The following is a 25,441-nucleotide window of genomic DNA, read 5'->3' as shown; positions in this document are numbered from 1 at the left end:
CGGCAGTTATCGCCGCGTAACGGCACTGACTCGCACCGTCGTGGCGGCCGCCCGTCATTACTCTTCAATACAGAAGGTGACGTGACCACTGACCGGCGAAATACCGCAGTCAAGCGCGAAAACATCAAAGACACCGTGCGCAATGCTCTCTGGGCCCGAACTGCGGGCAGATGCACGATCTGCAATCGACGCCTACTTGGTGACAGCCGAACGTATCTGCACTCTGTTCTCCTTGCAGAACTCGCACACAACATCGGCGCCACGGCAGGACCCGGCTCGCCTCGTCGCAACGATGACATCGCCGACACAGAGTCCGAGGAAAACTTGCTGCTCCTATGCCACGACTGCCACAAGGTCATCGATCACCCTGAACATATCGACCTCTTCCCGCCCGAGAAACTGCGTGAAATCAAAGAGGCGTTCGAGCGGCGCATCGAGATGGTCACCGAGAGCGGTGGGCTGACTAGAACGGCCGCCCTCCGCGTCGGATGCAAGATCCGCGGCTCCCTAGCACTTGCATCTCAGCGAGAGGTTGCCGAGACTCTCCTCGCTGTGAACTATCTCGGACTGGTGGAGACGCAACGCAGCGGGGACTTCACCTGTCGGATCCACGGCAGCGCAGGCGGCAAGGGCTTCTGGGATAGCGCCCAACAATCTATCGATGACGCGCTGTATCTCGTGCGTCAAGCCATCGATAGCGGTGACGTTGAACACATCTCAGTGTTCGCGATCGCACCGATACCAGTTCTCGTATATCTCGGCTGGAAGTTAGATGACAAGACCCCAGCACGTATCTTCCAGAAGCACCGCGGCCAATTCATCGGGTGGTCGTGGACAGACCATGATGACCCCATCGATTTCGAAGTTTTGACGGCAGATGCACAAGCGGACGCCAGTGACGTCGTGCTTATGTGCGCGGTTACCAGCGAGGTGAACACAAGCCGGCTTCCCGGACCGATTGCGGTGTCGCCGCGAATCGAGGTTCGGGCGGTGACGGTTGCGCCGGGGCCGACCCTGATGTCGCACGAGCAATCGTTGGCTAACTTCGCAATTCGATGGCGAGACGCCCTGGCCGCGGCTGAATCGCTATATCCGACCGCACGGCGATGGCACTTGATCACCTCGGCACCGGTAAGTGTCGCGATCGAGATGGGTCGTGCTGTGATGAGGGACGCACACCCGCCCGTGGAGGTCTATGAACTAAGCGGCGACGCATACGAAAGCGTGCTCGTTATCAACAGCTGATGAACTGCGGCTTCAAACTCGAGATCAAGCCGCGCCGACAGTCGAATTCAATTGCGGATCGACGGATGTCGAAGCAGGCACAAACGCACGCAACGGTCCAGCCTCGCCGTGCGGCATAGAGATCAGGTGCGTGCCCGAAACGGCTCCCCCAGCACCAAGGTGACTCCCCAATATGCTTGTGAGGCTGGCTGCTACTCCGGCCAGGTCAGCAGCCGAGCCGTGGAAGGTCGGCGTAGAGCATCCCCGGGTAGGAATGATCTGATCCTCGTGCACCGCCGACGAATTCCAAAGCCTGTGAAACGCTTCGAGCGATCCGTCCTTGGCGATCTTCTCCCCGACGCTACGGTCGATCGCCAACGGGCCGATCTGCAACGGTGGCGTAGAGACGGTCAAGATACCCAAGGTCCCTGTCCGAGAATCGGTGGCGACCTGCGCCAGCAGGGGGCGGTCCACAAATCCATCGGCGAGGTCATCGAGCAGTCGACCGACAGCGACGCTCACCGTCGCGTCGATGATGACGTCAACGCCACCCAGGTATTCGCCGGGGATGGCCCCGCCCTGCATCTCTACCTCGACCGTGTCGCTAATTGCCCGGAGGCGTTGCGCGAGCCCTTGCACCTTTGTATTCCCGACATCGGCCTCGACAAAATTCTGGCGCACCAGGAGACCGCCCGAGACTGTGCCCGGGTCGCATAAGACGATCTTCGCGGCTCCAGCCCGCACCACGTACTCCGCAATCCATGAACCGAGGCCGCCGCAACCCCAAATCTGAACGGTCTTGTCCGCGAAACTCGCTACTGGCCGAGCTACATCACGACGCGTCGTGACCTCTTGGCGCTCATCGGATACCGGCCACCACTCCAGCGGTATAGCCGGGTCAACCTGCGATGGGTCAATCTCGATCATCGGACCCCTCCCTCTAGTCGAATTTGCGACCGCACGAATATGGTCCGCCCCGCTAGCCGGGATGCTGGCGGCCAATAGATGCGGGGGACCGCCGTTCGGGTGAGGTACGGCGACGACGAGCCGTTGGGGGTTACCGTCGGCCTTGCGAACCGCGCTTGCTCCGAGCACAGTAAGAACCATCGCTGAGAGGCCAGTCCCCGCCGGTCCTCCCCAGAAAGCAGCACCTGGGGCCGCCCGCCCGAGATACGGGTCGTCGATAGCGTGAAGGAACGTCCCCAGACAACTCCCGGCGCCGAATGGCAAGTCCGCATCCAGCGCAACGACGGGGATGTGCTCAGCCTCCGCGGCGCTGGGTGGGCGGTCAAAGGCCAAGTCGAACCGGTGCGCCGTGCGGAATATGAGCCACCCGTGCTGGGCCCGCATGCCAGCTCGAAGTTCTTCTCGCACAACGACGGTCGGCGCCCCATCCGTCGCATGAAGAACTCCGCCGACAGCGTGGTAGAGCGCAGTCTGCGCATCGAATCGTGCAGCCGCGGCATCCCGAAGCCACTCGACGAGACGATCCAGGAAACCACCGAATCCCGCAATCGGATCCCACTCCCGTGACGCGTCGAGGTAAAGACAAAGTCGCTGCCCTTGTAGCACGTGTGCGTGGTGCAGGAACCGCAGATGATCGACCTCGATACTCGGCGGCGCTAGATCGAACCGGCCCACGTGGACGATGAAATCCTCGTGTTCGTCGAGAATGATCCCACCATCGACGCAAGGAATGTTGTCGGTGCGGAGTCGAAGGCGCAACCGCATCGAGCCGGAATTGCTCAGGCGGTAGTTGCCCACCACCTCGACGTCACCCGGAAACGCCTCGGCGATAGCGTCCAGGTCAGCCAAGACCTGACGCTGCCAGTCGCTGAGGTAGTGCTTGGTCACCCCGCGCGCCCCGACAAACTTACCGTTGCGGCGCCAGCCGATCCGGCCCCTGCGCCAACCGCGCCGTACTTCCCTTCCGCCCCATCGGATTTCGGAGCCGTGAATCCGTCACCGAACAAGGCCTGCCATTTCTTCACGCTCTCGTCCGAGTCGGTCTCGTCGTACGCGGCTTTGATCTCAGCAGCGTGCGTATGGATTCGGTCGCGGAAGTATGCATACGTTTCCTGGCTCCAGCGGTGGTCGAACGACGTACCCGTACCCGCCGGATCCATGATCACCGGCTTGAGTGGCCTGTCCTGTAGCCAGTCGTCGAGATCCGACACAATGTGCACGAGCGCCGTCGGCAGATCCGCGTAGTACCCCGTGTCGATGACCTTGCGCCACGCTTCCACCCGCTCGCCTAGCAGCGTGGTGAGCAGGATCGACTTCGTGCCGGTAAAGGAATTCTTGTGGTCACGGAGAAACTTCATGATGCGGATGACCTCGCGCAGGTGCTTGTTCGCGATCACATCCTGGGACTTCATCCAGGCGGTGAAGCCGTCCGTATCGGTGCGTTCCCATTCGTTGTCATCGCGGTTGATGATCCATTGGGTGCCGTCGGCGCGGAGCACAAACGGGACGATGTCGAGGTGCATGGCATTGTTGGCGTAATTGAGATAGACGCACCGGCACTTCCGACCGTGCGGCATGTCCTTATAGGGCGACGTATTGTGCAACACGCGATAGATGGCGTCGCCGTACGCCTTCTTGTCATCATCCCAGTCAGGGTTCTCAACCATCTGCACCATGAAGTCGCCATCGAACGGCTTGTTGTTCTGCGGACGGATGATGGTCTTCTGCGGCCACGAACCCTGCGGGATCATTTTCTTGATCAACGGACTAAGGTCGTCGTCGGCCTTCAAGACCCCGTAAACGGTGTCGACCCGTTGAGTCAGCAGGTCCAGGTTGAACTGCGACATGTTCACGGTGTTCTCAAGGAAGTTCTTGAAGTAGTCGGTGTGCTTCACGAGTCGCCTCCCGGCGGGGTTGAGGTGCCCTGGCCGCTGCCAGGACCATGGATCGGGGCGTACGGGGGCGCCACGTGGTCAGCGAACATTTGGATGTAGCTGGGACTGAGCACTCGGCTTTGACCTGCGGCCAACCCAGATAGAGCGCTGGGGTCGGCACGATCCAGGGTGAACACGTCGCCAGGCACCATGGCGTCGAAACGGGCGAAGTTCTCCTTGCCGACGAGGTGCATCGCCGTTCCTTGCGCGCCACGGCCGGAAGCGGTAATCATCAGTGGCGCAGCGACCTTCGCCCACGTTGCCCAACCGCCGGCATCTAGACGTTTGTGGTGTGTAGTCCGCTGGTCGACGGTACCGATGTTGAGGACCCGCACGGACCCGAGCGGGACGCCGAGCATGCTGACTGCCTCGCCAATCGCCACGACGGACGGGTTGTTCGCCCACACTCCGCCGTCGATGAGCCGCTGTCCATCGACGGCCGCGGCCGGGAAGAAAGTCGGCGCCGCTGTCGTCGCCATGGCGACATCGACCATGGAGATTCGCCAGTCGCGGCGCAGCCGCTCGTGGTGTGGCGTCTTGAAGATATGGACCTCACCTCGCTGCACGTCCCAGGACGGAATCACCAATCTTTTCGCACTCTGCCCGAGCAAGCGGGCTCCGAAGACGTGGCCGAGCGCCTTGCGCAGAACGTTGCCCGAATAGGCGGGGCTCCAAGCTCGCGGCAGGTAGCGCCATCTCGTTTGGCGCGCGCGGGGGAATACGCGTGCGGTCATCTCGGTGTACTGCTCGACGATCTCTGCGGGCCGCATGCCTGCGCCGAGGCCCAGGCCGATAATGCCACCTGCCGATGTCCCAGCGATCAGGTCAAACGAATCTGCAACACTCACACCGAGATCGGCTTCGAGCCGCGCCAGTACGTGGGCGGTGAAGAGCGCTCTAACGCCCCCGCCATCAAGAGCAAGCACCTGAAATCGTCCGTGACCGGTGCGCGACACACCCGACGGATTGTTGGTATCTGTTGGTTCTTTCGTCATTTAGTCCTGGTGGCGCGCCAGCCGTCACAGCATGCAGCTGACGCAACCCTCCACCTCAGTGCCCTCCAACGCCATTTGGCGCAGCCGGATGTAGTACAGCGTCTTGATTCCCTTGCGCCAGGCGTAGATCTGCGCCTTGTTCACGTCGCGGGTGGTCGCGGTGTCCTTGAAGAACAGCGTCAGGCTCAGGCCCTGATCGACGTGCTGCGTCGCCGCCGCATAGGTGTCGATGACCTTCTCGTAGCCGATCTCATAGGCATCCTCGTAGTACTCGAGGTTCTCGTTGGTCATGTACGGCGCCGGGTAGTACACCCGCCCGATCTTGCCTTCTTTGCGGATCTCTACCTTCGACGCGATCGGGTGGATCGAACTGGTCGAATGGTTGATGTAGCTGATCGAGCCCGTCGGCGGAACCGCCTGCAAGTTCTGGTTGTATATGCCGTGCGCCTGCACAGACTCCTTGAGCCGAGTCCAATCCTCCTGTGTGGGAATGTGAATGCCGGCGTCGGCGAACATCTGCCTTACCCGGTCGGTCTTCGGTTCCCACACCTGCTGGGTGTACTTGTCGAAGAACTCGCCCGACGCATACTTCGACTTCTCGAAGCCCTTGAAGTGCGCACCGCGCTCGATGGCGATCTTGTTCGACGCCCGCAGCGCGTGGTAGAGCACCGTGTAGAAGTAGATGTTCGTGAAGTCGATGCCCTCTTCGGAGCCGTAGAAGATGCGCTCGCGAGCCAGGAAGCCGTGCAGATTCATCTGCCCAAGCCCGATCGCGTGGGAGTCGTTGTTGCCCTGCTCAATTGAGGGGACCGACCAGATGTGCGTCTGATCGCTGACCGCGGTCAGGGCACGGATGGCCACCTCGATGGTCTGCGCGAAGTCTGGGGAATCCATCGTCTTCGCGATGTTCAGCGAGCCGAGGTTGCACGAGATGTCCTTGCCCACCTTGGCGTAAGAGAGATCTTCGTTGAACACCGACGGCGTCGACACCTGCAGGATCTCCGAGCACAGGTTGGAGTGCGTGATCTTGCCGTCAATCGGGTTTGCCCGGTTCACCGTGTCCTCGAACATGATGTACGGGTAGCCGGACTCGAACTGCAATTCGGCAAGCGTCTGGAAGAACTCACGCGCCTTGATCTTCGTCTTGCGGATCCGCGCATCGTCGACCATCTCGTAGTACTTCTCGGTCACCGAGATGTCGGCGAACGGAAGGCCGTACACCCGTTCGACGTCGTACGGCGAGAACAGGTACATGTCTTCGTTCTTCTTCGCCAATTCGAACGTGATGTCGGGGATCACCACACCGAGTGACAGCGTCTTGATGCGGATCTTCTCGTCGGCGTTCTCGCGCTTGGTGTCCAGGAAGCGGTAGATGTCCGGATGGTGTGCGTGCAGGTACACCGCGCCCGCGCCCTGGCGCGCGCCCAACTGATTGGCGTACGAGAACGAGTCCTCCAGCAGCTTCATGATCGGGATGACGCCCGAACTCTGGTTCTCGATGTTCTTGATCGGCGCGCCGTGCTCCCGAATGTTGGACAGCAGCAACGCGACTCCGCCACCCCGCTTTGACAGCTGCAGGGCGGAGTTGATGGAGCGTCCGATCGACTCCATGTTGTCCTCGATGCGCAGCAGGAAGCAGCTGACGGGCTCACCGCGCTGCTTCTTACCCGAGTTGAGGAACGTCGGGGTGGCCGGCTGGAACCGCCCGTCCATGATCTCGTCGACGAGCTTCTCCGCCAGCGAGGTGTCGCCCGCCGCCAGCGTCAGCGCCACCATCACGACACGGTCCTCGAACCGCTCCAGATACCGTTTACCGTCGAAGGTTTTCAGCGTGTAGGAGGTGTAGTACTTGAACGCGCCGAGGAATGTCGGGAATCGGAACTTCTTGGCGTAGGCCCGGTCCAGCAGCGACTTGACGAAATTGCGCGAGTACTGATCGAGCACCTCGCGCTCGTAGTACTCCTTCTGGATCAGGTAGTCCAGCTTCTCGTCATAGTTGTGGAAGAAGACCGTGTTCTGGTTGACGTGCTGCAGGAAGTACTGATGCGCGGCTTCGCGGTCCTTTTCGAACTGAATCCTGCCCTCGGCGTCGTACAGATTCAGCATCGCGTTGAGCGCGTGGTAATCCGTCTCGCCGGGCAGCGCGTGTGGGGCGGCGGTTACAGGCTCTGCAGCTGTGACGGTTGGTGACACGTCTGGTCCTTCCAAAAGTCTTCCAAGCCCGCGCGGACGGCTTCCACGTCGTCGGGGGTCCCCATCAATTCGAAGCGATACAGATACGGCACCCCGCACTTACGGGAAACCACGTTGCCCGCGTAGGCGAATTCAGCGCCGAAGTTGTTGTTGCCCGCGGCGATGACGCCGCGAATCAACGACCGGTTGTGTTCGTTGTTCAAAAAGGCGATGACCTGTTTGGGCACGTAGCCCCCGTCGTTGATGTCCGGGGTGGCGCGCCCACCGCCGTAGGTGGGCAGCACCAGCACGTACGGCTGGTCCACCTCGATGCGCCCGTGCAGCGGTATCCGGATGGCGGGCAATCCCAGCTTCTCGACGAAGCGGTGGGTGTTCTCCGACACGCTGGAGAAGTAGACGAGGTTGCACGATGCCATCTCGACCTCCTCTCCCTTTCTGCGTCGGATTACCCCACTTATGCCGTCGCCGCCACCGCGCCGGCGAGCGCCTTGATGCGGTCTGGCCGGAACCCCGACCAGTGCTCGTTGCCAACCACCACCACCGGCGCCTGCAGGTACCCAAGGGCCATGACGTAGTCGCGGGCCTCGCTGTCCAGGCTGATGTCGACCGTCTCGTAGGCGATCCCCTGCTTGTCCAGCGCCTTGTAGGTGGCGTTGCACTGCACGCATGCGGGCTTGGTGTACACGGTGATGGAGGGCTGGGACATCTTCGGTACGGCTCCTCTGCGGACGGACTGGCAACTGGTCAGGTACTGCATATCGCTTGAATTCAGCGATCCTCGGGCCCTCAAAATTCCTGGCGTCCGGGGCCGCTGCCCGGTGGGTCTCAAAACCGACACCGCCGGATTTCTGGGCTCCGGCCGACCCGGGAAGGTACACGTACCGATGGGGGTCTGTCGGTGCTCGAAACACTACACCTAGTGTCCGACATTGCGAAGGGATACAAGATGTTCTGAATAACATTTTTGAAATTCCCTGGTCGTAAGCTGTCAGGCGGCGTTTCGCCCGGCGTGTCGCACATCACATCTTGGGTGTGTCACGACGCTTCGACTAGGTCTACCACGGGCCACCGACACCACCGCGACGGCGAAGCGTCACGGTGACGTAACAGCAAAGTCGAATCAGCAGCGCGCCTTGGCGGGCTCGCAGATCCGTGTGCCCGGCGCGATGGCCGGTGCGGCGCCGCGAGCCGGCGCAGGCTTGGCCTTGCCGAGCCCCTTGACCGACGTCGGCACCATCGAGGACAGCGTCCGAGTGAATCCGCACATGACAAGATGCTGCGGCGCAGGGAAAGGCGTCGTCACGAGTAGTGCACTACCCGACTCCCTTGCGACGACGGGAACCGCTACCCGACTTCGGCGGCCAGCTTGCCCACCACATCGCGCAGATTCGATGCCACCTCCGCGTTCTCGCGCGGATGCCTGCCGTCGAACGCGGTCGTCTGCACGGACAGCTTGAGATCGTCGACAACCCGAACCCCTGCGATACCGAACGACTTCCGCGTCTCGTCATGCGCCCACACGCCGCCATAGCGGCCGTGTGCAGCACCCACCACCGCGACCGGCTTGCCCTTGAGCGCGCCGTTGCCGAACGGGCGCGACAACCAGTCGATCGCGTTCTTCAGCACAGCAGGGATGCTCCCGTTGTACTCAGGGGTGATGACGAGCGCAGCGTCGGCATCGGCCGCGGCCGCACGCAGCGCCTTCACGGGCTCGGCAACGTCGTCGGTGTCGATGTCCTCGTTGTAGAAAGGCAGCTCACCCAGCCGGTCGAACAGCTGCAGGTGCACACCTTCGGGGGCGGCCTCCACCGCGAGTTCGGCAAGCTGACGGTTGATCGAGGCGGCGCGCAGGCTTCCCAGCAGCACCAACACCTTGGTGTCGGACATCTTCACATTTCCCTTCGGTCCTCGGGAGGATAATCCCACGCGCCAACCGGACCATGGTCCGATTTATTCCGGCTGAACTAAACTGCAAACATGACCGCTTCTCCCCCACTGCGCGAGTTGCCGGTCACCGATCAACCGCCCCATGAGCGTGGCGACGCCGCTCGCAACCGCACCCTACTGCTGGACGCCGCACGCCGTCTGATAGCCGAGCGCGGTGCGGAGGGGGTCACCACCGACGACATCGCCGCGGCCGCAGGCGTCGGAAAGGGCACGCTGTTCCGGCGGTTCGGCAGTCGGGCCGGACTCATGATCGTCCTGCTCGATGAGGACGAGAAAGCCCAGCAGCAGGCCTTCATGTTCGGACCGCCGCCGCTGGGGCCAGGCGCGCCCGCACTGGATCGGTTGCTCGCCTACGGCCGGTCCCGACTGCAGTTCGTGGTCGCCCACCACGCGCTGATGTCGGATGCCAACCGTGATCCGCTGACGCGGTTCAACGAGCCGATGATGCTGCACCATCGCCACATTCGGGTGTTGCTGGAGGACGCGGGCACCACCGGCGACCTTGATGCTCAGGCGCATGCTCTGCACTCGCTTCTCGACGTCGACTATGTGCATTTCCAGATGACCCAGCGCGGCCGGACTCTCGACCAATTGCGCGAGGCGTGGGACAGCGTGGCACGCAAACTCTGCGGCCGATGACACCTAGCTGGATCCTGCACGTCGACCTTGATCAGTTCCAGGCCGCCGTCGAGGTGCGTCGCAGGCCCGAACTCGCCGATCTGCCGATCATCGTCGGCGGCAACGGTGACCCCGACGAACCGCGCAAGGTTGTCACATGCGCGTCCTATCCCGCCCGCAAGTTCGGTGTGCGCGCAGGAATGCCATTGCGTGTCGCGGCCCGCAAGTGTCCGGACGCCACGTTCCTGCCGCTGGACACGGCGGCATACGACGAGGCGTCCGAGGAGGTGATGAACCTGCTGCGCGATCTCGGCCACCCCGTCGAAGTGTGGGGCTGGGACGAGGCTTACGTGGGCGCCGACGTCGACGATCCGATCGAGCTGGCCGAGCAGATCCGCCAGGCCGTCGGCCAGACGGAGCTGTCCTGTTCGGTCGGCATCAGCGACAACAAACAGCGCGCCAAGGTCGCCACCGGCTTCGGCAAACCGGCGGGCATCTATCAGCTCACCGACGAGAACTGGATGGCGGTGATGGGTGACCGCGAGGTCGACGCCCTGTGGGGCGTCGGCCCGAAAACCGCCAAAAAGCTTGCCGGGATGGGCATTACCACCGTCGCCGACCTTGCGGCGACCGATGCCACATTACTGACGTCGACGTTCGGACCGACCACCGGACTGTGGCTACTGCTCCTGGCCAAGGGCGGCGGCGACACCAACGTCAGTGCCCAGCCCTGGATTCCCCGCTCGCGCAGCCACGTGATCACCTTCGCGCAGGATCTCACCGAGCGCGTGGAAATGGACTCCGCTGTCATCGATCTCGCGCGGCAAACCCTTGCCGAGATCATCGACCAGAATCGTGTCGTCACCCGGGTCGCCGTCACCGTGCGGACCAACACGTTCTACACGAGAACGAAAATCCGCAAACTTCCCACGCCGACCACCGACGCCGAACCCATCACGCGGACGGCGCTGGATCTGCTCGGCCAGTTCGAACTCGACCGGCCCATCCGGCTACTGGGTGTGCGGCTCGAACTCAATCCACCGGAAGGCGGGTACTGAACCAGATGCTGCAGACGGTCGCCATCCGTGGGTACCGCTCACTGCGCGAGATCGTGCTGCCGCTTTCCGGTCTCACGGTGATCACCGGCGCCAACGGTACCGGCAAGTCATCGCTGTATCGGGCGTTGCGCCTACTCGCCGACTGCGGCCGCGGTGAGGTGATCGGCTCGCTGGCCCGCGAAGGCGGCCTCGAGTCGGTGCTGTGGGCAGGCCCCGAGCAACTGGGTGGCGCGCGCAGGACCGGGCGGGTCGAGGGGACGACGCGCACCGGACCCGTGTCGCTCGAACTCGGGTTCGCCTCAGACGATTTCGGCTATCTGGTGGACCTAGGGCTGCCACAGATGGCCGGGCACAATTCGTTGTTCGCACGTGATCCTGAGATCAAACGCGAAGCGGTGTTCGTCGGCCGGGTGATGCGGACCAGCTCGACCTTGGTGCGCCGCACCCGCGACTATGCCGAGGCCAGCGCGGAATCCGGCAGGGGCTTCGAGGAGATGACCAGATCGCTGCCTGCATACCGCAGCGTGCTGGCCGAATACGCGCACCCCGGCGCACATCCCGAGCTCGCCGCTGTGCGTCACCGGCTGCGCAGCTGGCGGTTCTACGACGGCTTCCGGGTCGATGCGGCCGCGCTGTCGCGACACCCCCACGTCGGCACCCGAACACCCGTGCTCTCCGACGACGGCAGCGACCTGGCGGCAGCGGTGCAGACGATCATCGAGACCGGCTTCGACGAGCTCGCGCGTGCTGTGGCCGACGCGTTCGACGGCGCATCGGTGTCGGTGGCGGTCCGTGACGGGATGTTCGATCTGCAGCTACACCAGCGCGGGATGTTACGGCCATTGCGGGCGGCCGAATTGTCCGATGGCACACTGCGTTTTCTGTTGTGGGCCGCCACACTGTTGAGCCCACAGCCGCCGTCTTTGATGGTGCTCAACGAGCCGGAGACGTCACTGCATCCGGATTTGGTGCGGCCGTTGGCGTCGCTGATCCGGGCGGCGGCGGGTCGGACACAAGTCGTGGTGGTCACGCATTCGCGGGCAATGCTGGAATTCCTCAACACCGTGCCGGTCACCGACGCCGACGACGGCACCGCGGTCGAGATCGAGCTGTACAAGGAACTCGGCGAGACGCGGGTCAAGGGAATGGGCATGCTGGCCGCGCCGCCGTGGGACTGGGGCAAGCGTTAACGTTTGACGGCCGGCCGCAGTGCGCGGCTGAACAGGACGTTGGCCTGCCGCATCGCAATGCTGTAGGGCCACCAGGCCGTTCGCTTGAACAGATACAACGCACGGATATCAGGCGACGTGTAGATCAGGAAGCGGTTCTTGCGCACGCCGCCGAGAATCTTTTCGGCGACATGTTCCGGCGACACCGCGTGCCCGCTGAACCGGTCGGTCCACCGCTTCACGTTCGGGTCTTCACGATCCACCCCTGCGATCTGAACCGTCTGCACCAGAGGCGTTTTCACCGCGCCGGGCACCACCACCGACACCCCGATGCCGTATCGCGCCAAGTCGAAGCGCAGTACTTCAGACAAGCCACGCAGGCCGTATTTGCTTGCGCTGTAGGCCGCGTGCCATGGCAACGCGACGAGACCGGCAGCCGATGACACGTTGACAAGGTGCCCGCCGTTGCGGGCCGCCAGCATCGGCGGAATGAACGTCTCGATGACGTGGATCGGTCCCATCAAGTTGATGTCGATCATCGATTTCCAGTGCTGATGGGTGAGCTTGTCGACTGTGCCCCAGGCGGATACGCCCGCGATGTTCATCACCACGTCCATCGGTGGGTGATTGGTGTGAATGTGCTCGGCGAAGGCGGCCACCTCGTCGTAGTCGGCGATATCGACAACCCGATACTCGGGCACTTCGGCACCCAACGCCCTGGCGTCGGCGACGGTGACCTGCAGGCCCTCGGCATCACGGTCGGTGAGGTACAACTCGGCGCCTTCAGCGGCCAGTTTCAGCGCGGTCGCGCGGCCGATGCCGCTGGCTGCCCCGGTGATGAAACAACGCCTGCCAGTGAAGCCGCTTTCCCGCAAGACGCCAGCCATGGCGCTGAGACTACCGGTCAGGCCAGAACGCGCTCAGCCACAGTCGCTCCACGATCTCGATGGCGCGCGCCGGATCCTGACCTCGTCCGATGAAGGTGCTGTCGTGCGTCAGCGTCATCGTCGTCACCGCAGCCATCGTGCGCACCAGCGCGGGCACGTCGTCGGAGATCGGGCGGGCGTCGGGATCCTGCTCGAGCAGCGTGATCAGCTTTTCGATCACGCTGTCGTAGAAGTCGTCCATCATCTCGCGGATCTGCGCGTCGGTGTACCGCGCGACTTCGCAGGCCGACAACACCGGATCGTCGTTGGCGTAAACCGCCGCGGCGCTGCCCACCATCCGCTTCGCGAACGCGGCGGGACTCTCCCCCGGCTCACGCGGTGCGAAGTGGTGCGTGAGCTCGTCGAGCAACTCGCTGGCGTCGGCGAGGATTGCCGCGAGCACCGCGTACTTGGAATCGAAGTAGAAGTAGAAGCCGGATCGCGCTACACCGGCCCGCTCGCTGATGGTGCTGACCGACAAGTCGGCAAAAGACCGCTCCTGCAGTAGCTCGCGGACCGCGGTGACGATCGCCTCACGTTGCCGGTCGCCGCGGCTGCGGCGGGCCTCCTGAGGGGCGGGTTGGGCACTCATTGTCCTAAACCTTTGCACTCACGCCGCGCCGGATCAAAACTTGACATGCGTCAAGTGTGGCATTCAGGATGAAGATTAACGTGACAACGGCCACAGTCTTTTTGCCTGAGGAGCATGCATGGCGACGATCAGCACCAAGGACTACCTGCTTGACCAGGCCAAGCGCCGGTTGAAGCCGACTCCCGTCACCATTCCGGGGATGGGATTGGCCGAGAAGCGCCTTCGCAGGCACGACTTCAAGCAGTTCCCGCTGGCACAGCCGCCCGCAGGTAGCGGACTCAAACCCGTGATGGGCGATGCAGGACTGCCGATCATCGGCCACTTGATCGAGTTCTTCCGGATGGGGCCGGACTACGCCGTGGAGATCTACCGCAAGTTCGGCCCGATCCACTACAACTATTCGCCGGCTCTGTCTGCGGTGGCGGCCCTCGGCCCGGACGCCACACAGGCTGTCTTCTCGAACCGGAACAAGGAGTTCTCCCAGCGGGCATGGGACCCCGTCATCGGGCCGTTCTTCGATCGAGGCCTGATGCTGCTCGACTTCGACGAGCACATGTTCCACCGCCGGATCATGCAGGAGGCGTTCACCCGTAGCAGGCTGACTGGCTACGTCGAGCACATCGATGCGGTGGCGAGCCAGGTGGTGGCCAGCGATTGGGTCGCCAACGACCCGCGGTTCCTGTTCCACCCCGCCGCCAAGGAACTCACTCTCGACATCGCGTCAGTGGTGTTCATGGGCCATGAGCCCGGCACGGATCGCGAACTGGTCACCACGATCAACCAGGCCTTCACCACGACCACCCGCGCCGGCAACGCGATCGTTCGCAAGCCGGTCAAGCCGTTGACGTGGTGGCGCGGCATCGAGGCCCGCAAGACGTTGGAGAACTATTTCACCGCCCGGGTCGCCGAAACACGCGGCAACGAGGGCACCGACATGCTCAGCGTGCTGTGCCAGGCCGAAGACGAAGACGGGCAGCGGTTCACCGACGACGACATCGTCGCGCACATGATCTTCCTGATGATGGCGGCCCACGACACGTCCACATCGACGATGACGACGATGGCCTACCACCTTGCCGCGAATCCGGAGTGGCAGGACCGCTGCCGCGACGAGTCCGCCCGCATCGGCGACGGCCCGCTGGACATCGAGGCGCTGGAGAAGCTGGAGACCTACGACCTGGTGATCAACGAGGCACTGCGAATGGTCACCCCGCTGCCGATGAACTTCCGGCGGGCGGTGCGCCACATCGAGCTGCTCGGCTACTTCATCCCGGCGGGCACCGACGTGGTGACGTGGCCGTCGCTCAACCATCGCCTGCCCGAGTTGTGGACGAATCCGGACAAGTTCGATCCCGAACGCTTCGCCGAGCCGCGCTCGGAGCACAAGAAGCATCGGTACGCGTTCGCGCCGTTCGGCGGCGGTGCCCACAAGTGCATCGGAATGGTGTTCGGTCAGCTGGAGATCAAGACCGTCATGCACCGCCTGCTGCGCCGCTACAAGCTGGAGCTGACCCATCCGGATTACAAGCCGCGCTACGACTACGGCGGGATGCCCGTGCCGTTGGACGGCATGCCGATCGTGCTGCGCCCGCTTCGGTAGGCGCATTGCGCCGAAACGGTATTCCAGCAGGGCCTCACTCGCACTTTCGCTGCTGGAATACAGTTTCGGCGAGAGTCAGGCGGTCAGCAGCCGGTTTGCGCATGCGATGACGGCGCGCAACGCCGACTGCGTCGGGTCCTCGGACCACCCCATCGCCCACTGGGATCCGATTCCGTCGGAACCGCGCACGAACGTCGCGGTGTGCGCGCCCGCCGGAACTTGGTGAAACGCCGTCATTTCCACCGCGATGCCGTGACCGTGAAGCATCTCGGTCAGCGCTGCGACCGGTCCGCAGGCCGAGGCCGACGACGTGCTGATGCGATCACCGACCGCCAGGGTGGCTTGGTAATTGCGGGCCTGCGGCCCCAGCCGGGAGGACGGCCGCTCGGCGTCGGTGCATTGCCAATTGCCCAGCCGCAGCGGTCCCGAACTGGACGCGTATTCGTCGTGGAACGCCTCGAAAGTCATCGCGTCGGCCTCCTCGCGCAGACCGCGTGGCATCAGCCCGGTCATCCGGGCCGCGAACGAAATGGACGTCAGCGGCGGTGCGCTGGTAGCAGAAAAGGTTTTCATTGGTGCCGGTCTTCTTGATCGAAAGGGTGACCGACGTAGTAGCTCCGACCCACAGCGAGGGGTCGGTCAGGATCAGACCCCGCTGCGGGTTGCTACTACGAGTCGCCTCGGCACGTCCGCGATGTTAGGCGCTCACCCCAACCCTGTGCAACGCCTTTTGGTTTCGTGTTTGGGATGAAACCCCTGCACAATTGTTCGCCCATCGGCTGTCCCGCAGTCAAAGGCAATGGCATTCTCATAGAACTTCTTGGGTTGGGACGTCCTGGGAAATGGTGGGGACCTTTACTTGAACAGTGAGAATCCTTGTTCTCGTGCTTCCACGATTCCGATGGGCGAACGAGTCGGTTCGTTCCGGTATACGCGCGCGGACGACCGCTGGGAGTGGTCGGATGCCGTCGCTCATATGCACGGCTACATGCCCGGGCAGGTGCATCCGACCACCTCATTGGTGATGTCGCACAAGCATCCCGAAGACGCTGAAAACGTGCGGCGGCTCATCGGGGCGATGACCGGTGAGGGACGGCCGTTCTCGAGTCGCCATCGGATCGTCGACACGCACGGCCGCATTCATCCGGTAGCGGTGATCGGCGAGCGGCTCACCGACGAGGCAGGCAACGTGATCGGCAGCCAAGGTCTGTACGTGGACCTGAGCGACTTCGACGACGTCGGCACCGTCGAGGACGCGATAGCCGATTTCACCGAGCATCGGGCGATCATCGAACAGGCCAAGGGCGTGCTGATGATGATGTACGGCATCTCGGCCGACCGTGCCTTCGACATTCTGGTGTGGCGGTCACAGGAGACCAACACCAAACTACGCAAGCTCGCGACCCACCTGGTGCAGGACTTCACCTCCGAATTGCACGTGCCCGCGGGCATCCGCGAGCGCGCCGATCACCTTCTGCTGACCGCGCACCGGCGCGTGCGCGCACCGCTTCCGGCGCCCGGCTCACACAGCGACGCCTGCTAGTCGGCGAATTCGACGCGAGCGGACGCGAAAGCGCCCAAAACCGCGCGGATGTGTGCGACGTTGCGTGTGTTCGGCAAACGGGAATCCCCAATCTTTGCTCTGATGGCTTTATCATTGGTCCATGACGACAGACGGTAGCGCCGCCAGGGCCACAACGGACGACCTGTTCAGCAAGGTCAATCCGGGCCGGGCGTCCGAGATGATCGTCGACCAGATCCGGCTTCTGATTCGTGACGGGTCACTCAAACCCGGCGATCGGTTGCCGGCGGAGCGTGAACTGGGCGAGAAGTTCGGCGTCAGCCGGGTGACGGTTCGCGAGGCGCTGCGCGGACTCGAGGCCAACGGGATGGTCACCATCAAGGTCGGCGCCCGTGGCGGCGCATTCGTCACCGCGCCCACCAGTGCCCGCCTCAGCGAAGGCATCATCGACCTGCTCGCTCTCTCGGAACTGACCGATAAGGAGGTCACCGAGGCACGCCAGATCCTCGAACTCGGGATCATCCCGTTGGTGTGCGAGCGGGCCACCGACGAGGACATTGCCGATCTGCTCGAGATCTGCGACCGCGGCGACGCCGCCCTGGAGCACGGCTCGTACCCGATGTCGCTGTCGGCGGAGTTTCACACCCGTGTCGCCCGCGCCAGTCACAACGCCGCGATCGTCATGCTGGCTGAGTCGTTCCACGGCCCGACGCTGCGATCTCTGCAGAATGTCAAGGACGATCACCCCGAGATGGGTATTCGCGGCAATCGGGAGCATCGTCAGTTCGTCGCTGCGATCAAGAAACGCGACGTCGACAAGGCCATCGCCGTGATGCGGACCCATATCGGGCGGACCGCGCGGCACGTCTCAAAAGGCAAGTGAGGCAAGGAAGTCGATGACGCGCTTCGGCGCGGTCTCCACGGTCTGCTCGGCTACCGGCACGTCCCAGTACTGCGCGGCGGGCAGGCACTCCTTTAGGTAGTGCGCGGCCGACGGTGCGTGCGAGCTGTCCTCCCCCGGCACGATCAGTGCCGGAACATCCAGCGCCAGAAGGTCTTCCGGCTCGGCACCCGGCACGGTGTCGCGGTCGAACAGCAGCCTGCTCATTCCCGCGACGATCGTCTGGTAGCGGACCGCGTCGAATTCCACATAGCGTGCTGCGAAGTCCGGATCGCTGCGCAACACCGACACCCACGGACCCACCCGGCCGTCGTCGGAGAAGCCTGCCTCGGTCGCCGCCGCCAACGCGGCCACGCCTGCCAACCCGTGCTCAGCGACGTAGGCCAAATGAGCGGTGAATCGGGCGTGCTGTTTGCGTCGGTATTGCGGACCACCGGCGGGCGAGTACAACACCATGCCTGCCACCCGATCGGGGTGGGTGGCCGCGAAAAGCGTTGCGATGGAACAACCGACACACGCACCCATGATGTGGACGCGGCGGTGTCCAAGGTGGTCGAGCAGGCCGATCCCCTGACTCACGTAGTGAGCCCAACGCACCCGTTCCAGCCGGCCACCGGAGCCGCCGGCCTCCCGCTTGTCAAATGTGATGCAGGTGAACCGTTCACGCAACTGCGCCAGCATGCGTGTGCGTTGATACAGGCCGTGGGCCTCCCAGCTGTCCAGGCTGGCGTTGAATCCGCCAGGCGAGAACATCAGCAGCGGCGGGCCGGTACCCGACACCTGGTAGCGGGTCAGGATCCCGTCGGCGACCGTCGTTGCCACGGTCACCGCTTGAGTCCACCCGCGACCTGGCGTGAGGACCGCACGTCGTCGGAGTACGCGACGATCGCGTCGTGCACGACCTGCGCGACATTGGCATATGTGTCCGGCGGCGCATCCAGCGCATCGGCGCTGTAGCCGATCGCCGCGGTCGCCATCCGCATCCGGCCGTCCAGCCACGGCCCACCGCCGAACCCGCCGAGGACGGGTATCGACACCGCCTCCGCGACGGCCGCGCCGACGGTCGGCCCCGAGTTGGTGAAGTTCAGCAGCGCGGCGCCCGCGTCCTCCAGACGCTTTGCTTCGCCGACGATTTCGTCGAGCATCTCATCGGGCACCACATCTGCAGGCTTCGGTATTGCGCTGTAGGTGACGCCATACTTCAGCGACGTCTGCGGGGTGATGCCGAATTGCGCGAACACCGGGATACCCGCGCGTGTCACCGCGGTCACGGCTTCCAGATGTTCGGACGCACCGTCGATCTTGACCATGTCGACACCGGCTTCTTTGACGAACCGGATCGCGGCTCGCACAGCGCTTTTGATGCCTTCCTGCACGGGTCCGAACGGGAAATCACAGCTGACCAACGCACGGGTGACGCCGCGGCGTACCGCCTGACAGACCACCATCATCTGCTCCATGGTGATCTCGAGCGGATTGGCCTGACCCCACAGGTTCACACCGACCGTATCGCCCACCGACACCAGATCGACGCCCGCACGGTCCACGATGCGCGCCATCTGGTAATCCCACGCGACCACGCCGACGATCTTGCGGCCGTCGTGTTTCATCGCCTGCAGGTCGCTCAGTTGAACCTTGTCTCCCATGCCGCCTCCTTCAAGCCCGCAGCGCGGTCAGCACATCGATCACGTCGCGCTCGTCGGTGCTGACCATCAGCACACGGGCATGCGGACGGATCGCGGCCACCGTCGCACCGACGAGCGCCTGCTCGCCAATCACCAAACCGGCCGTCATGATTCCGCGCACGGTACACGCGGCGCCGATGATGGTGGCCGCGGCTGCGTCACTTTCGGTGGTGGCCACCATGATCACCACATCGGCGTCCTCGAGTTCGGCGAGCAGGCTCGACGCGGCGCCGTCGGCATTCCGCAACACCACCGATTCCGAGCCGCCGTCGCCGACCACCCGCACCGGTTCGGCCAGCGAGAAGAACCGCGCATGACCCCACTGCTCGTGTGAGATGCGCGCGACGATCGCGTCCGCGCCCGCATCAAGACCGACGATGCGGGCACCGCGGCGCCCACGAATCGGCCGATCGATGCGATAGCGCATCTCGGTGGCCGTCGTGGCCCGCGCGCAACTGCTGCCGAGGATCGGCCGCGCGGTCATACCGAGGACTGCCGAACGCCCTCGCGTACCGACAATTCGTCGCGACAGGCCTCGATGAACGACGCGTCCCGCGGCAGCACCACCGCGGCGGAACGCACCCTGTGATGCGCAGGGTCGACGCCGGGAGGAGTGATTCCGTTGTCGCGCAACGCCTCGACGGCCTTCTTCAGCTTTTGCCTGGCCTTGATGATGCCGGTGTCGGCGGACACCAGCATCTCCTTGGTGCGGTCGACGATCGGTCCCATGCTCTCCTGCAGCGACGCGTCCTGCATCGCGATGCCCTTCACGCCCGAATACGTGTCGCCCCGCTTCTGCGCTTCGCGGTCGATCAAGTAGTCGTTGTCCTTGTTGGCTTTCGGGCGGTATGTGCCCGGGATGTTCTCGCTGTGCACGCCGTGGCCGTCGCGCATCGCTTGCACCTCTGACGCGGTCAGGGCGCGCACCGGGTGGTAGTCGAATGAGTACGCCCAGCAGTTCTCGTCGTCGATGGGAATCCAGAAGTGGCCGTGCACCGGGTGATCCCCGCGGGGCGGCACCATCGTGAAGCACGGCATCACCCACGGAGTGATTCGCCAGTAGTAGGTGTCGTCTTCGGCGTTGCGCCTCGCGCCGACGAACAGCCCGCCGTCGAAGTCGGCCACCTCGAAGTACGGCTTGAGGTCGGCCATGTTGTAGTCATTGCCCTTGGTGCCCTTGAACAATGGGTCGCTTTTCAGCCCGCCGGCGTGCAGGAACGACACGTGGCTGGAGTCGATGCCGCCCTCGAACGCCTGCAGCCAGTTGCATTCCTGCCAGCGCTTGGAGGTGTACGTCTGCTCGGGCGGGACGAGTGCGAACTCGAATTCCGGTAGCGGGGGCTGCTTTTCCGGATCACCCATGTACGTCCACAACACGTCGCCGATCTTGACCAGCGGATAGGAAGTCAGCTTCACATGCGCACAGAAATTGCTGTTCTCGGGTTCCGAGGGCACTTCGATTGCCTGGCCGGTGACGTCGTATTTCCAGCCGTGGTACGGGCAGCGCAGCCCCGATCCCTCGTTGCGTCCGAACCACAGCGACGCGCCGCGGTGCGCGCAGAATTCGTCGATCAAGCCGTAGCGGCCGTCGCTGTCGCGGAACGCGACCATCCGCTCGCTGAGCAACTTGACCCGAACCGGCGGGCAGTCGTTTTCGGGGAGCTCCTCGGCGAGCATCGCCGGGATCCAGTACTGCCGGAACATTTCGCCCATCGGCGTGCCCGGACCAGTACGGGTCAAAAGCTCATTGATCTCTGCCCTAAGCACCGTCCACCCTCTCAGCAGTCCTCACCACAATGCACCAATTGTAATACCATTAGTACTATCGGCCAACCCCGGATCCAAAGAGAGGCAGCACATGATCGGAATCATCGGCGTCGGCGATATGGGGCAGCCGATGGCCGGCCACATGGTCGCCAACGGCTTCGACGTGCTCGCCTACGACATCGACGCCGACCGACTCGCGGCGGCTGCCGCCGCGGGGGCTACCGCGGCATCGGATCTCGCGGAACTGGCGACGAGCACCGACATGGTCGTCGTCTGTCTGCGCACTGACGACCAGATGGAAGCCGTCGCCGACGAACTGGTGCTCCGTGGCAGGGCCGGTCAACTCATTGTCGTCGCGGGCACGCACAGTCTGCACTTCATGCAGCGGCTGGCGTCGATCTTCGAACCGAAGGAGATGCGGTTGATCGACGCACCTGTGGTGTTCGGTGCGCAGGGCGCCAAGGACGGAAATCTGCTGTCGCTGTGCGGCGGTGACGCCGTGGATGTCGAACGAGCGCGACCGGTGATGATGAGCTACAGCCGCGGGGTGGAACATGTCGGACCGCTCGGTGCCGGCCAGCTGGCCAAGGCCTGCAACAATCTGCTGCACTGGGTGCATTGCGTCGCGAACTTCGAAACACTCGCTATCGCAAAGCGTTACGGGGTCGATGCCCAGCGCATGCGCGAGGTCCTGTTCAAGTGCCCTGGCGACAACGGCACACTGCGCCGCTGGGACAGCACGCGGTTCACCTGGCAGGAGAAGGACATGGACTTCGTCCTCGAACTCGCTCAGAACGGTGGCATGGTGTTGCCGTTGACCGGGCAGATCGACCAACTCATCAAGACGCTGACCGCCGCAGACGTTGCCGACTTGCTGTACGGCACGGAGTGCACCTACCTGGGCCGCCGCGTCGCGCCGTTGGCCAAGGCCGACGGAGGGTTATAACGACAGCCCTGCGACTTCGAGCCGACCGACGTAGTGCCGCCACCGCGACAAGTCGTTGAACGACGAACCCAGATCCGGCAGTTCGCGTCGGTCGTCTTCGGGCAGCACCTGCGGGCGACCACCCAGCAGCGCCACCTCGGTCGCGATACTGGCAAGTTCGACAAGATCGAGGGCGCGCAACGTCGCCTGCTCCACCGACTCTCCTGCCGTCACGATGCCATGTCCGCGCAGTATGCACACCCCGGAGTCGCCGACGGCGTGTGCCACGGCCCGACCCAGTTCTGGCGTCCGAACCAGTACCGAGCGCGGATACACCGGCACGCCGTCGTGCGCCAGCCGGGACGCGGGAATGTTGTAGGCCCCGAACACCTGTCGCAGCCCGACCCCCGCCAGATCGGCGATCATCACCTGCCGGGGATGCGCATGCACCACGGCCTGCACGTCGGGGCGCGCACGGAAAAGTTCGGTGTGAATGTGGAATTCGTTGGGCACCGCGTAGCCGCCGTCGAGTTCGCCTCGACCGTTCAGGTCGACGATGCGAATGTCATCGGTGTCGGTGAACAACAGTCCGCGATCTTCAGGCCCACGGCAGCGCAACAGGATTCGGTCGGCATCCAACCGGACGCTGACGTGTCCGAGGACGTCGGCCGCCAGACCCTGCTGGGCCAGGATGCGGCAGGCTGTGGCGACAGTGGTGGACAGATCGCTCATGCCAGCGCCACCGCCGGGTCGACTGTATCCTCACTGGCCGAGAACACCAGCGACTTTATGGTCACCGGCACGGTATTCGACGGATACCGGACTCGTCCCAAGTCGACGAAGTCGAAATCTCGCAGATCGATTCCATCGAGGATGAGCAGGTCGTTGGTCACCGCGAGTTCGTTACGCAGGATGGTGCCGAGCGTCAGTGCGATGTCACCGTCGACCATCAGATAGACGGGGCACCCGTCGGCCATGCGGCGCCGCAGTCCCGCCACCACGCCCTCGGCGAACGCGCGCACCCGCCGGTAACTCGGCGTTCCGGTCCAACGCAGCGCCAGCGCGACGTCGCTGGCCGTATCGTGCAGCCCGAACAGCGAAAGGTGGTGTTCGATCGTCGCCGCGATCGCATCACTGGCCACCACCTCGCCGAGCGTGTAATCGGGCCGCGCAACTTGCAGATTGCGGCGCGGCAACGTGCGGTCCGGCGTCGGAATGAAGCTGGTGATCCCGCTCAGTTGCACACTGTATCCGGATGCGCCGAGCACCGTCGCGCGAATCCGCTGCGCCGCAACCAGCACGGGGGCAGGCAATTCCTCGGTACGCTCGGCGAGCGCCAGTCCCAGTCGGCGGCCCAGATCACCGAAATCCCTTGTCTCGGTGCGATACACGTATTCTGCGACTCCTCCGGAGAAGATGATGCCGTCCACTCCCTGCGGGGCGACCAGTTCGGTCAGGAACAGGGGGGCTGCCTCGGGCTCGCCGCGCACCGCGGCGATGACCAGATCGGCCATCTCAGACGCGATGGCATCGAGGTCGGCCGACGACACCCGGCTACCCAGTTCGAGGTCCAGGCCGACCGCGGCGGCGTGCCTGCGGCCGCCGGGTTCGATGCGCGTGACGGTGTCACCGTCTACCGCGATCAACCGTCCACCGACGTGGAATGCTGCGGTCGCCAACACCCGGCCACGATCGACGATTGCCAGCTTTGTTGTGCCACCACCGATGTCGATGTTCAGGATGCGCTCACAGGCGTCGTGCGAGGCTTGCACGGCGCCCGATCCGTAGGCTGCGAGCATGGCCTCCATATGGTGGCCCGCCGTCGCGCACACCAGATCACCCGCCCGCTCGGCGACCACTGCGGCGATCCGTTCGGCATTGCGACGGCGCAGCGCCTCCCCGGTCAGGATCACCACGCCGGTGTCCACGTCCGCTGGTTGCCGCCGCGCACTGTCGTAGGCCGCGTCGAGCATGCGTCCCAGCGCCGCCGCGTCGATCTGCAGATCGTCGGTGTACGGCGTCAGCTCCAAGTCCGACGCGAAAAGGGTGTCCCGCGACACCACGACGTACCGGCTGGTGAGGTCCTCACCGCGCCTGCGCAGCGCCAGCCTCGAGAACACCACTTGAGTGCCCGAACTTCCGATGTCGATACCGACACTGTGCAGTGTGACATTGTCCTGCTGCCAGATCGGGTTTTCCGCGAGGGGCAGATCGGGTTCGTCGTGTTCGTGGTCGGGATCGCCGGTCATGCCGGTGACGCCACCGGCACCTGCTCGCCGGGTTTCGGCGGCAGGTCGGCCAGTTCAGCGGCGTAGGCCTCATCCATCTGTGGGACCAACCCGTTCTCCGCGAGCGCCTTGGCGAACGTGTCACGCACGACGGGGGACTCGTCGGCGTAGTCGATCTGATCGCCGCCGATGCGCTGGCTGATCCACGCCTTCGGCACCCCCTGCGCGTTGCGTACCGACACCACCTCGTGCTTGAAAGCAAGGTAGCGCGCAGCCGTCGCGCCCGTGTTGAAGTGCTGATGGAACCACATGTTCGGGGGCACGATCAGCGTGCCTGGTTGCCAGTCGTACCGACGGGGCTCTTCGCCCTCCGGCCACATCAATGAGAAGCCCTGCCCGGTCAGGATGATGACGTGCGCGCCAGGCCCGTGCCGGTGACCCTTTTTGTACGTGGCGGTGCCGAACTGCGAGATGTGGCTGTTCATGGAACCCTTCGCCATCGAGAAGCGGATGTGTCCGCCGCCCGCGCCGCGTTCCTTGGCCGAAATCAGAGGCAGGTCAATGGTGTTGGCCACGAAGTTGGTCTTCAGCAGCAGGCCGTCCTGCTCGTCCTTCGGGGCGAAGTAGTCGGGCTCGCCCGCGAACCGCCCCACGAAATCGTGCGCGGTGTTGAACACGAAGTCGGCCTCGTCGTAGAGATTGATCACCGGAGGCAGGTTGGTCGACGACACGAAGCGCGCTGCGGCCGTGCCGGACCCGTTGAAGTGCTGGTGCCACGTGTTCAGCGGGATGGCGAACATTGCGCCTGGGCCCCACTCGAAGGTGACCTTCGCACCGGCGTCGTTCCACACCGAGGTGGACCCGTGCCCGGACAGCACGAGGATCATCTCCTCGAACAGTTGACGCTGCGGCGCCAACTCGCCGCCCGCAGGTATCTCGCACACGTAGCAGTCGTTGGAGGTGCGGGAGGCTTCATGGTTGATGAAGACGCCACGGCCGCCGCGACGAGCCCACGGCTTCAGCTCGACGGTGTTGAGGTCGGGCACGTAGTGGGCGCTGATGATGTCGAGGCCCTCACCGCGCACCCACCGCACATACGGCGAATCCTTTTCGGTGGCGAACTTCTTCGCCAGAGCATCGGAAACGATTGCGTCTTTGGCCACGTGCATCCTCCATCAGCAGTTTGACCTA

27 protein-coding genes and 1 pseudogene are annotated in these 25,441 nt (G+C 63.9%); 9 read left to right on the top strand and 19 right to left on the bottom strand.

Annotation, left to right across the window (positions count from 1 at the left end; all coding sequences use genetic code 11):
* Nucleotides 1-81: 81 nt before the first annotated feature.
* The gene (locus ACGFK1_RS01870; RefSeq protein ID WP_393424733.1) at nucleotides 82-1,245 is read left to right on the top strand and encodes an HNH endonuclease; all 1,164 of its coding nucleotides are present in this window, start codon (nucleotides 82-84) and stop codon (nucleotides 1,243-1,245) included.
* Nucleotides 1,246-1,269: 24 nt separating this feature from the next.
* Here ACGFK1_RS01870 and ACGFK1_RS01865 read toward each other — a convergent pair whose 3' ends face one another.
* Nucleotides 1,270-2,151 (bottom strand): ThiF family adenylyltransferase, encoded by an 882-nt coding sequence (locus ACGFK1_RS01865; protein ID WP_393426263.1) that lies wholly within the window; start codon nucleotides 2,149-2,151, stop codon nucleotides 1,270-1,272.
* Nucleotides 2,152-2,412: 261 nt separating this feature from the next.
* Between ACGFK1_RS01865 and ACGFK1_RS01860 the strand changes: the two genes are divergently transcribed.
* On the top strand, nucleotides 2,413-2,757 hold the full coding sequence (locus ACGFK1_RS01860) for a hypothetical protein (protein WP_393426368.1): 345 nt from the start codon (nucleotides 2,413-2,415) through the stop codon (nucleotides 2,755-2,757).
* Here the strand turns inward: ACGFK1_RS01860 and ACGFK1_RS01855 are convergent.
* From ACGFK1_RS01855 to ACGFK1_RS01820, 8 genes and pseudogenes are all read right to left on the bottom strand, one after another.
* A pseudogene (locus ACGFK1_RS01855) lies at nucleotides 2,722-2,955 on the bottom strand (thiamine biosynthesis protein ThiF); the annotation flags it as partial. The gene ACGFK1_RS01860 and the pseudogene ACGFK1_RS01855 sit on opposite strands and share 36 nt — an antisense overlap.
* A gap of 119 nt (nucleotides 2,956-3,074) precedes the next feature.
* Complete coding sequence (locus tag ACGFK1_RS01850; protein WP_393424730.1) at nucleotides 3,075-4,085, bottom strand: cyclic GMP-AMP synthase DncV-like nucleotidyltransferase; 1,011 nt, start codon at nucleotides 4,083-4,085, stop codon at nucleotides 3,075-3,077.
* Complete coding sequence (locus tag ACGFK1_RS01845; RefSeq protein WP_393424727.1) at nucleotides 4,082-5,119, bottom strand: CBASS cGAMP-activated phospholipase; 1,038 nt, start codon at nucleotides 5,117-5,119, stop codon at nucleotides 4,082-4,084. The genes ACGFK1_RS01850 and ACGFK1_RS01845 overlap by 4 nt, the downstream gene beginning before the upstream one ends.
* Nucleotides 5,120-5,143: 24 nt before the next feature.
* Nucleotides 5,144-7,261, bottom strand: a complete 2,118-nt coding sequence (gene nrdE, locus ACGFK1_RS01840) for a class 1b ribonucleoside-diphosphate reductase subunit alpha (protein ID WP_393426260.1) — start codon at nucleotides 7,259-7,261, stop codon at nucleotides 5,144-5,146.
* Nucleotides 7,262-7,278: 17 nt separating this feature from the next.
* Nucleotides 7,279-7,728: a class Ib ribonucleoside-diphosphate reductase assembly flavoprotein NrdI gene (gene nrdI / locus ACGFK1_RS01835; RefSeq protein WP_393424724.1), complete on the bottom strand. Its 450-nt coding sequence runs from the start codon at nucleotides 7,726-7,728 to the stop codon at nucleotides 7,279-7,281.
* A 38-nt stretch (nucleotides 7,729-7,766) separates the two neighbouring features.
* A complete protein-coding gene (locus tag ACGFK1_RS01830) occupies nucleotides 7,767-8,018 on the bottom strand; it encodes a redoxin NrdH (RefSeq protein WP_393424721.1) in 252 nt (83 codons plus the stop codon).
* Between the two features lie 414 nt (nucleotides 8,019-8,432).
* Nucleotides 8,433-8,579: a hypothetical protein gene (locus ACGFK1_RS01825; protein ID WP_393424718.1), complete on the bottom strand. Its 147-nt coding sequence runs from the start codon at nucleotides 8,577-8,579 to the stop codon at nucleotides 8,433-8,435.
* Nucleotides 8,580-8,656: 77 nt separating this feature from the next.
* Complete coding sequence (locus ACGFK1_RS01820) at nucleotides 8,657-9,199, bottom strand: NADPH-dependent FMN reductase (RefSeq protein WP_393424715.1); 543 nt, start codon at nucleotides 9,197-9,199, stop codon at nucleotides 8,657-8,659.
* A gap of 90 nt (nucleotides 9,200-9,289) precedes the next feature.
* Between ACGFK1_RS01820 and ACGFK1_RS01815 the strand changes: the two genes are divergently transcribed.
* The 3 genes from ACGFK1_RS01815 to ACGFK1_RS01805 are packed head-to-tail and all read left to right on the top strand — an operon-like array spanning nucleotide 9,290 to nucleotide 12,125.
* Entirely contained in the window at nucleotides 9,290-9,898 is a 609-nt protein-coding gene (locus tag ACGFK1_RS01815; RefSeq protein WP_393424712.1) for a TetR/AcrR family transcriptional regulator, read from the top strand.
* Entirely contained in the window at nucleotides 9,895-10,935 is a 1,041-nt protein-coding gene (locus ACGFK1_RS01810) for a DNA polymerase IV (protein ID WP_393424709.1), read from the top strand. The genes ACGFK1_RS01815 and ACGFK1_RS01810 overlap by 4 nt, the downstream gene beginning before the upstream one ends.
* 5 nt (nucleotides 10,936-10,940) lie before the next feature.
* Nucleotides 10,941-12,125, top strand: coding sequence for an AAA family ATPase (locus tag ACGFK1_RS01805; RefSeq protein WP_393424706.1), 1,185 nt, complete (start codon nucleotides 10,941-10,943; stop codon nucleotides 12,123-12,125).
* Here ACGFK1_RS01805 and ACGFK1_RS01800 read toward each other — a convergent pair.
* Nucleotides 12,122-12,991, bottom strand: a complete 870-nt coding sequence (locus ACGFK1_RS01800; protein ID WP_393424703.1) for an SDR family oxidoreductase — start codon at nucleotides 12,989-12,991, stop codon at nucleotides 12,122-12,124. The genes ACGFK1_RS01805 and ACGFK1_RS01800 overlap by 4 nt on opposite strands.
* A 10-nt stretch (nucleotides 12,992-13,001) precedes the next feature.
* Nucleotides 13,002-13,622: a TetR/AcrR family transcriptional regulator gene (locus tag ACGFK1_RS01795; protein WP_393424700.1), complete on the bottom strand. Its 621-nt coding sequence runs from the start codon at nucleotides 13,620-13,622 to the stop codon at nucleotides 13,002-13,004.
* A gap of 118 nt (nucleotides 13,623-13,740) precedes the next feature.
* Here ACGFK1_RS01795 and ACGFK1_RS01790 point away from each other — a divergent pair, with 118 nt between their 5' ends.
* The gene (locus tag ACGFK1_RS01790) at nucleotides 13,741-15,222 is read left to right on the top strand and encodes a cytochrome P450 (protein WP_393424697.1); all 1,482 of its coding nucleotides are present in this window, start codon (nucleotides 13,741-13,743) and stop codon (nucleotides 15,220-15,222) included.
* Between the two features lie 75 nt (nucleotides 15,223-15,297).
* On the opposite strand, the gene ACGFK1_RS01785 is transcribed toward ACGFK1_RS01790, so the two are convergent.
* Complete coding sequence (locus ACGFK1_RS01785) at nucleotides 15,298-15,795, bottom strand: homocitrate synthase (RefSeq protein ID WP_393424694.1); 498 nt, start codon at nucleotides 15,793-15,795, stop codon at nucleotides 15,298-15,300.
* A 328-nt stretch (nucleotides 15,796-16,123) separates the two neighbouring features.
* Here ACGFK1_RS01785 and ACGFK1_RS01780 point away from each other — a divergent pair, with 328 nt between their 5' ends.
* On the top strand, nucleotides 16,124-16,765 hold the full coding sequence (locus ACGFK1_RS01780) for a PAS and ANTAR domain-containing protein (protein WP_393424691.1): 642 nt from the start codon (nucleotides 16,124-16,126) through the stop codon (nucleotides 16,763-16,765).
* 121 nt (nucleotides 16,766-16,886) lie between these two features.
* The gene (locus ACGFK1_RS01775) at nucleotides 16,887-17,627 is read left to right on the top strand and encodes a FadR/GntR family transcriptional regulator (RefSeq protein WP_393424688.1); all 741 of its coding nucleotides are present in this window, start codon (nucleotides 16,887-16,889) and stop codon (nucleotides 17,625-17,627) included.
* Here the strand turns inward: ACGFK1_RS01775 and ACGFK1_RS01770 are convergent.
* Genes ACGFK1_RS01770 through ACGFK1_RS01755 form a run of 4 tightly spaced genes read right to left on the bottom strand, consistent with a single transcriptional unit; the run spans nucleotide 17,613 to nucleotide 21,097 of the window.
* Nucleotides 17,613-18,473 carry an alpha/beta fold hydrolase gene (locus tag ACGFK1_RS01770; protein WP_393424685.1) on the bottom strand — a complete coding sequence of 287 codons (861 nt, stop codon included), beginning with the start codon at nucleotides 18,471-18,473 and terminating at the stop codon, nucleotides 17,613-17,615. The two genes, ACGFK1_RS01775 and ACGFK1_RS01770, sit on opposite strands and share 15 nt — an antisense overlap.
* The gene (locus ACGFK1_RS01765; RefSeq protein ID WP_393424682.1) at nucleotides 18,470-19,291 is read right to left on the bottom strand and encodes a 3-methyl-2-oxobutanoate hydroxymethyltransferase; all 822 of its coding nucleotides are present in this window, start codon (nucleotides 19,289-19,291) and stop codon (nucleotides 18,470-18,472) included. Before ACGFK1_RS01765 ends, ACGFK1_RS01770 begins: the two co-directional genes overlap by 4 nt.
* Nucleotides 19,292-19,301: 10 nt before the next feature.
* Nucleotides 19,302-19,814, bottom strand: coding sequence for a 3-methyl-2-oxobutanoate hydroxymethyltransferase (locus ACGFK1_RS01760; RefSeq protein ID WP_393424679.1), 513 nt, complete (start codon nucleotides 19,812-19,814; stop codon nucleotides 19,302-19,304).
* A complete protein-coding gene (locus tag ACGFK1_RS01755) occupies nucleotides 19,811-21,097 on the bottom strand; it encodes a Rieske 2Fe-2S domain-containing protein (protein WP_393424676.1) in 1,287 nt (428 codons plus the stop codon). The genes ACGFK1_RS01760 and ACGFK1_RS01755 overlap by 4 nt, the downstream gene beginning before the upstream one ends.
* Between ACGFK1_RS01755 and ACGFK1_RS01750 the strand changes: the two genes are divergently transcribed.
* Entirely contained in the window at nucleotides 21,048-22,043 is a 996-nt protein-coding gene (locus ACGFK1_RS01750; RefSeq protein WP_393424673.1) for an NAD(P)-dependent oxidoreductase, read from the top strand. The genes ACGFK1_RS01755 and ACGFK1_RS01750 overlap by 50 nt on opposite strands.
* Here the strand turns inward: ACGFK1_RS01750 and ACGFK1_RS01745 are convergent.
* Genes ACGFK1_RS01745 through ACGFK1_RS01735 form a run of 3 tightly spaced genes read right to left on the bottom strand, consistent with a single transcriptional unit; the run spans nucleotide 22,038 to nucleotide 25,419 of the window.
* Entirely contained in the window at nucleotides 22,038-22,754 is a 717-nt protein-coding gene (locus ACGFK1_RS01745; RefSeq protein WP_393424670.1) for a class II aldolase/adducin family protein, read from the bottom strand. The genes ACGFK1_RS01750 and ACGFK1_RS01745 overlap by 6 nt on opposite strands.
* Complete coding sequence (locus ACGFK1_RS01740) at nucleotides 22,751-24,271, bottom strand: ethanolamine ammonia-lyase reactivating factor EutA (protein WP_393424667.1); 1,521 nt, start codon at nucleotides 24,269-24,271, stop codon at nucleotides 22,751-22,753. The genes ACGFK1_RS01745 and ACGFK1_RS01740 overlap by 4 nt, the downstream gene beginning before the upstream one ends.
* Nucleotides 24,268-25,419 carry an ethanolamine ammonia lyase-activating protein gene (locus ACGFK1_RS01735; protein ID WP_393424664.1) on the bottom strand — a complete coding sequence of 384 codons (1,152 nt, stop codon included), beginning with the start codon at nucleotides 25,417-25,419 and terminating at the stop codon, nucleotides 24,268-24,270. Before ACGFK1_RS01735 ends, ACGFK1_RS01740 begins: the two co-directional genes overlap by 4 nt.
* Nucleotides 25,420-25,441: the final 22 nt, after the last annotated feature.

This window comes from Mycobacterium sp. NPDC048908 (genome assembly GCF_043197955.1).
GTDB lineage: Bacteria > Actinomycetota > Actinomycetes > Mycobacteriales > Mycobacteriaceae > Mycobacterium.
Note: the sequence above shows the minus strand (reverse complement) of the source record. Positions and strands in the feature narration are given on the sequence as shown.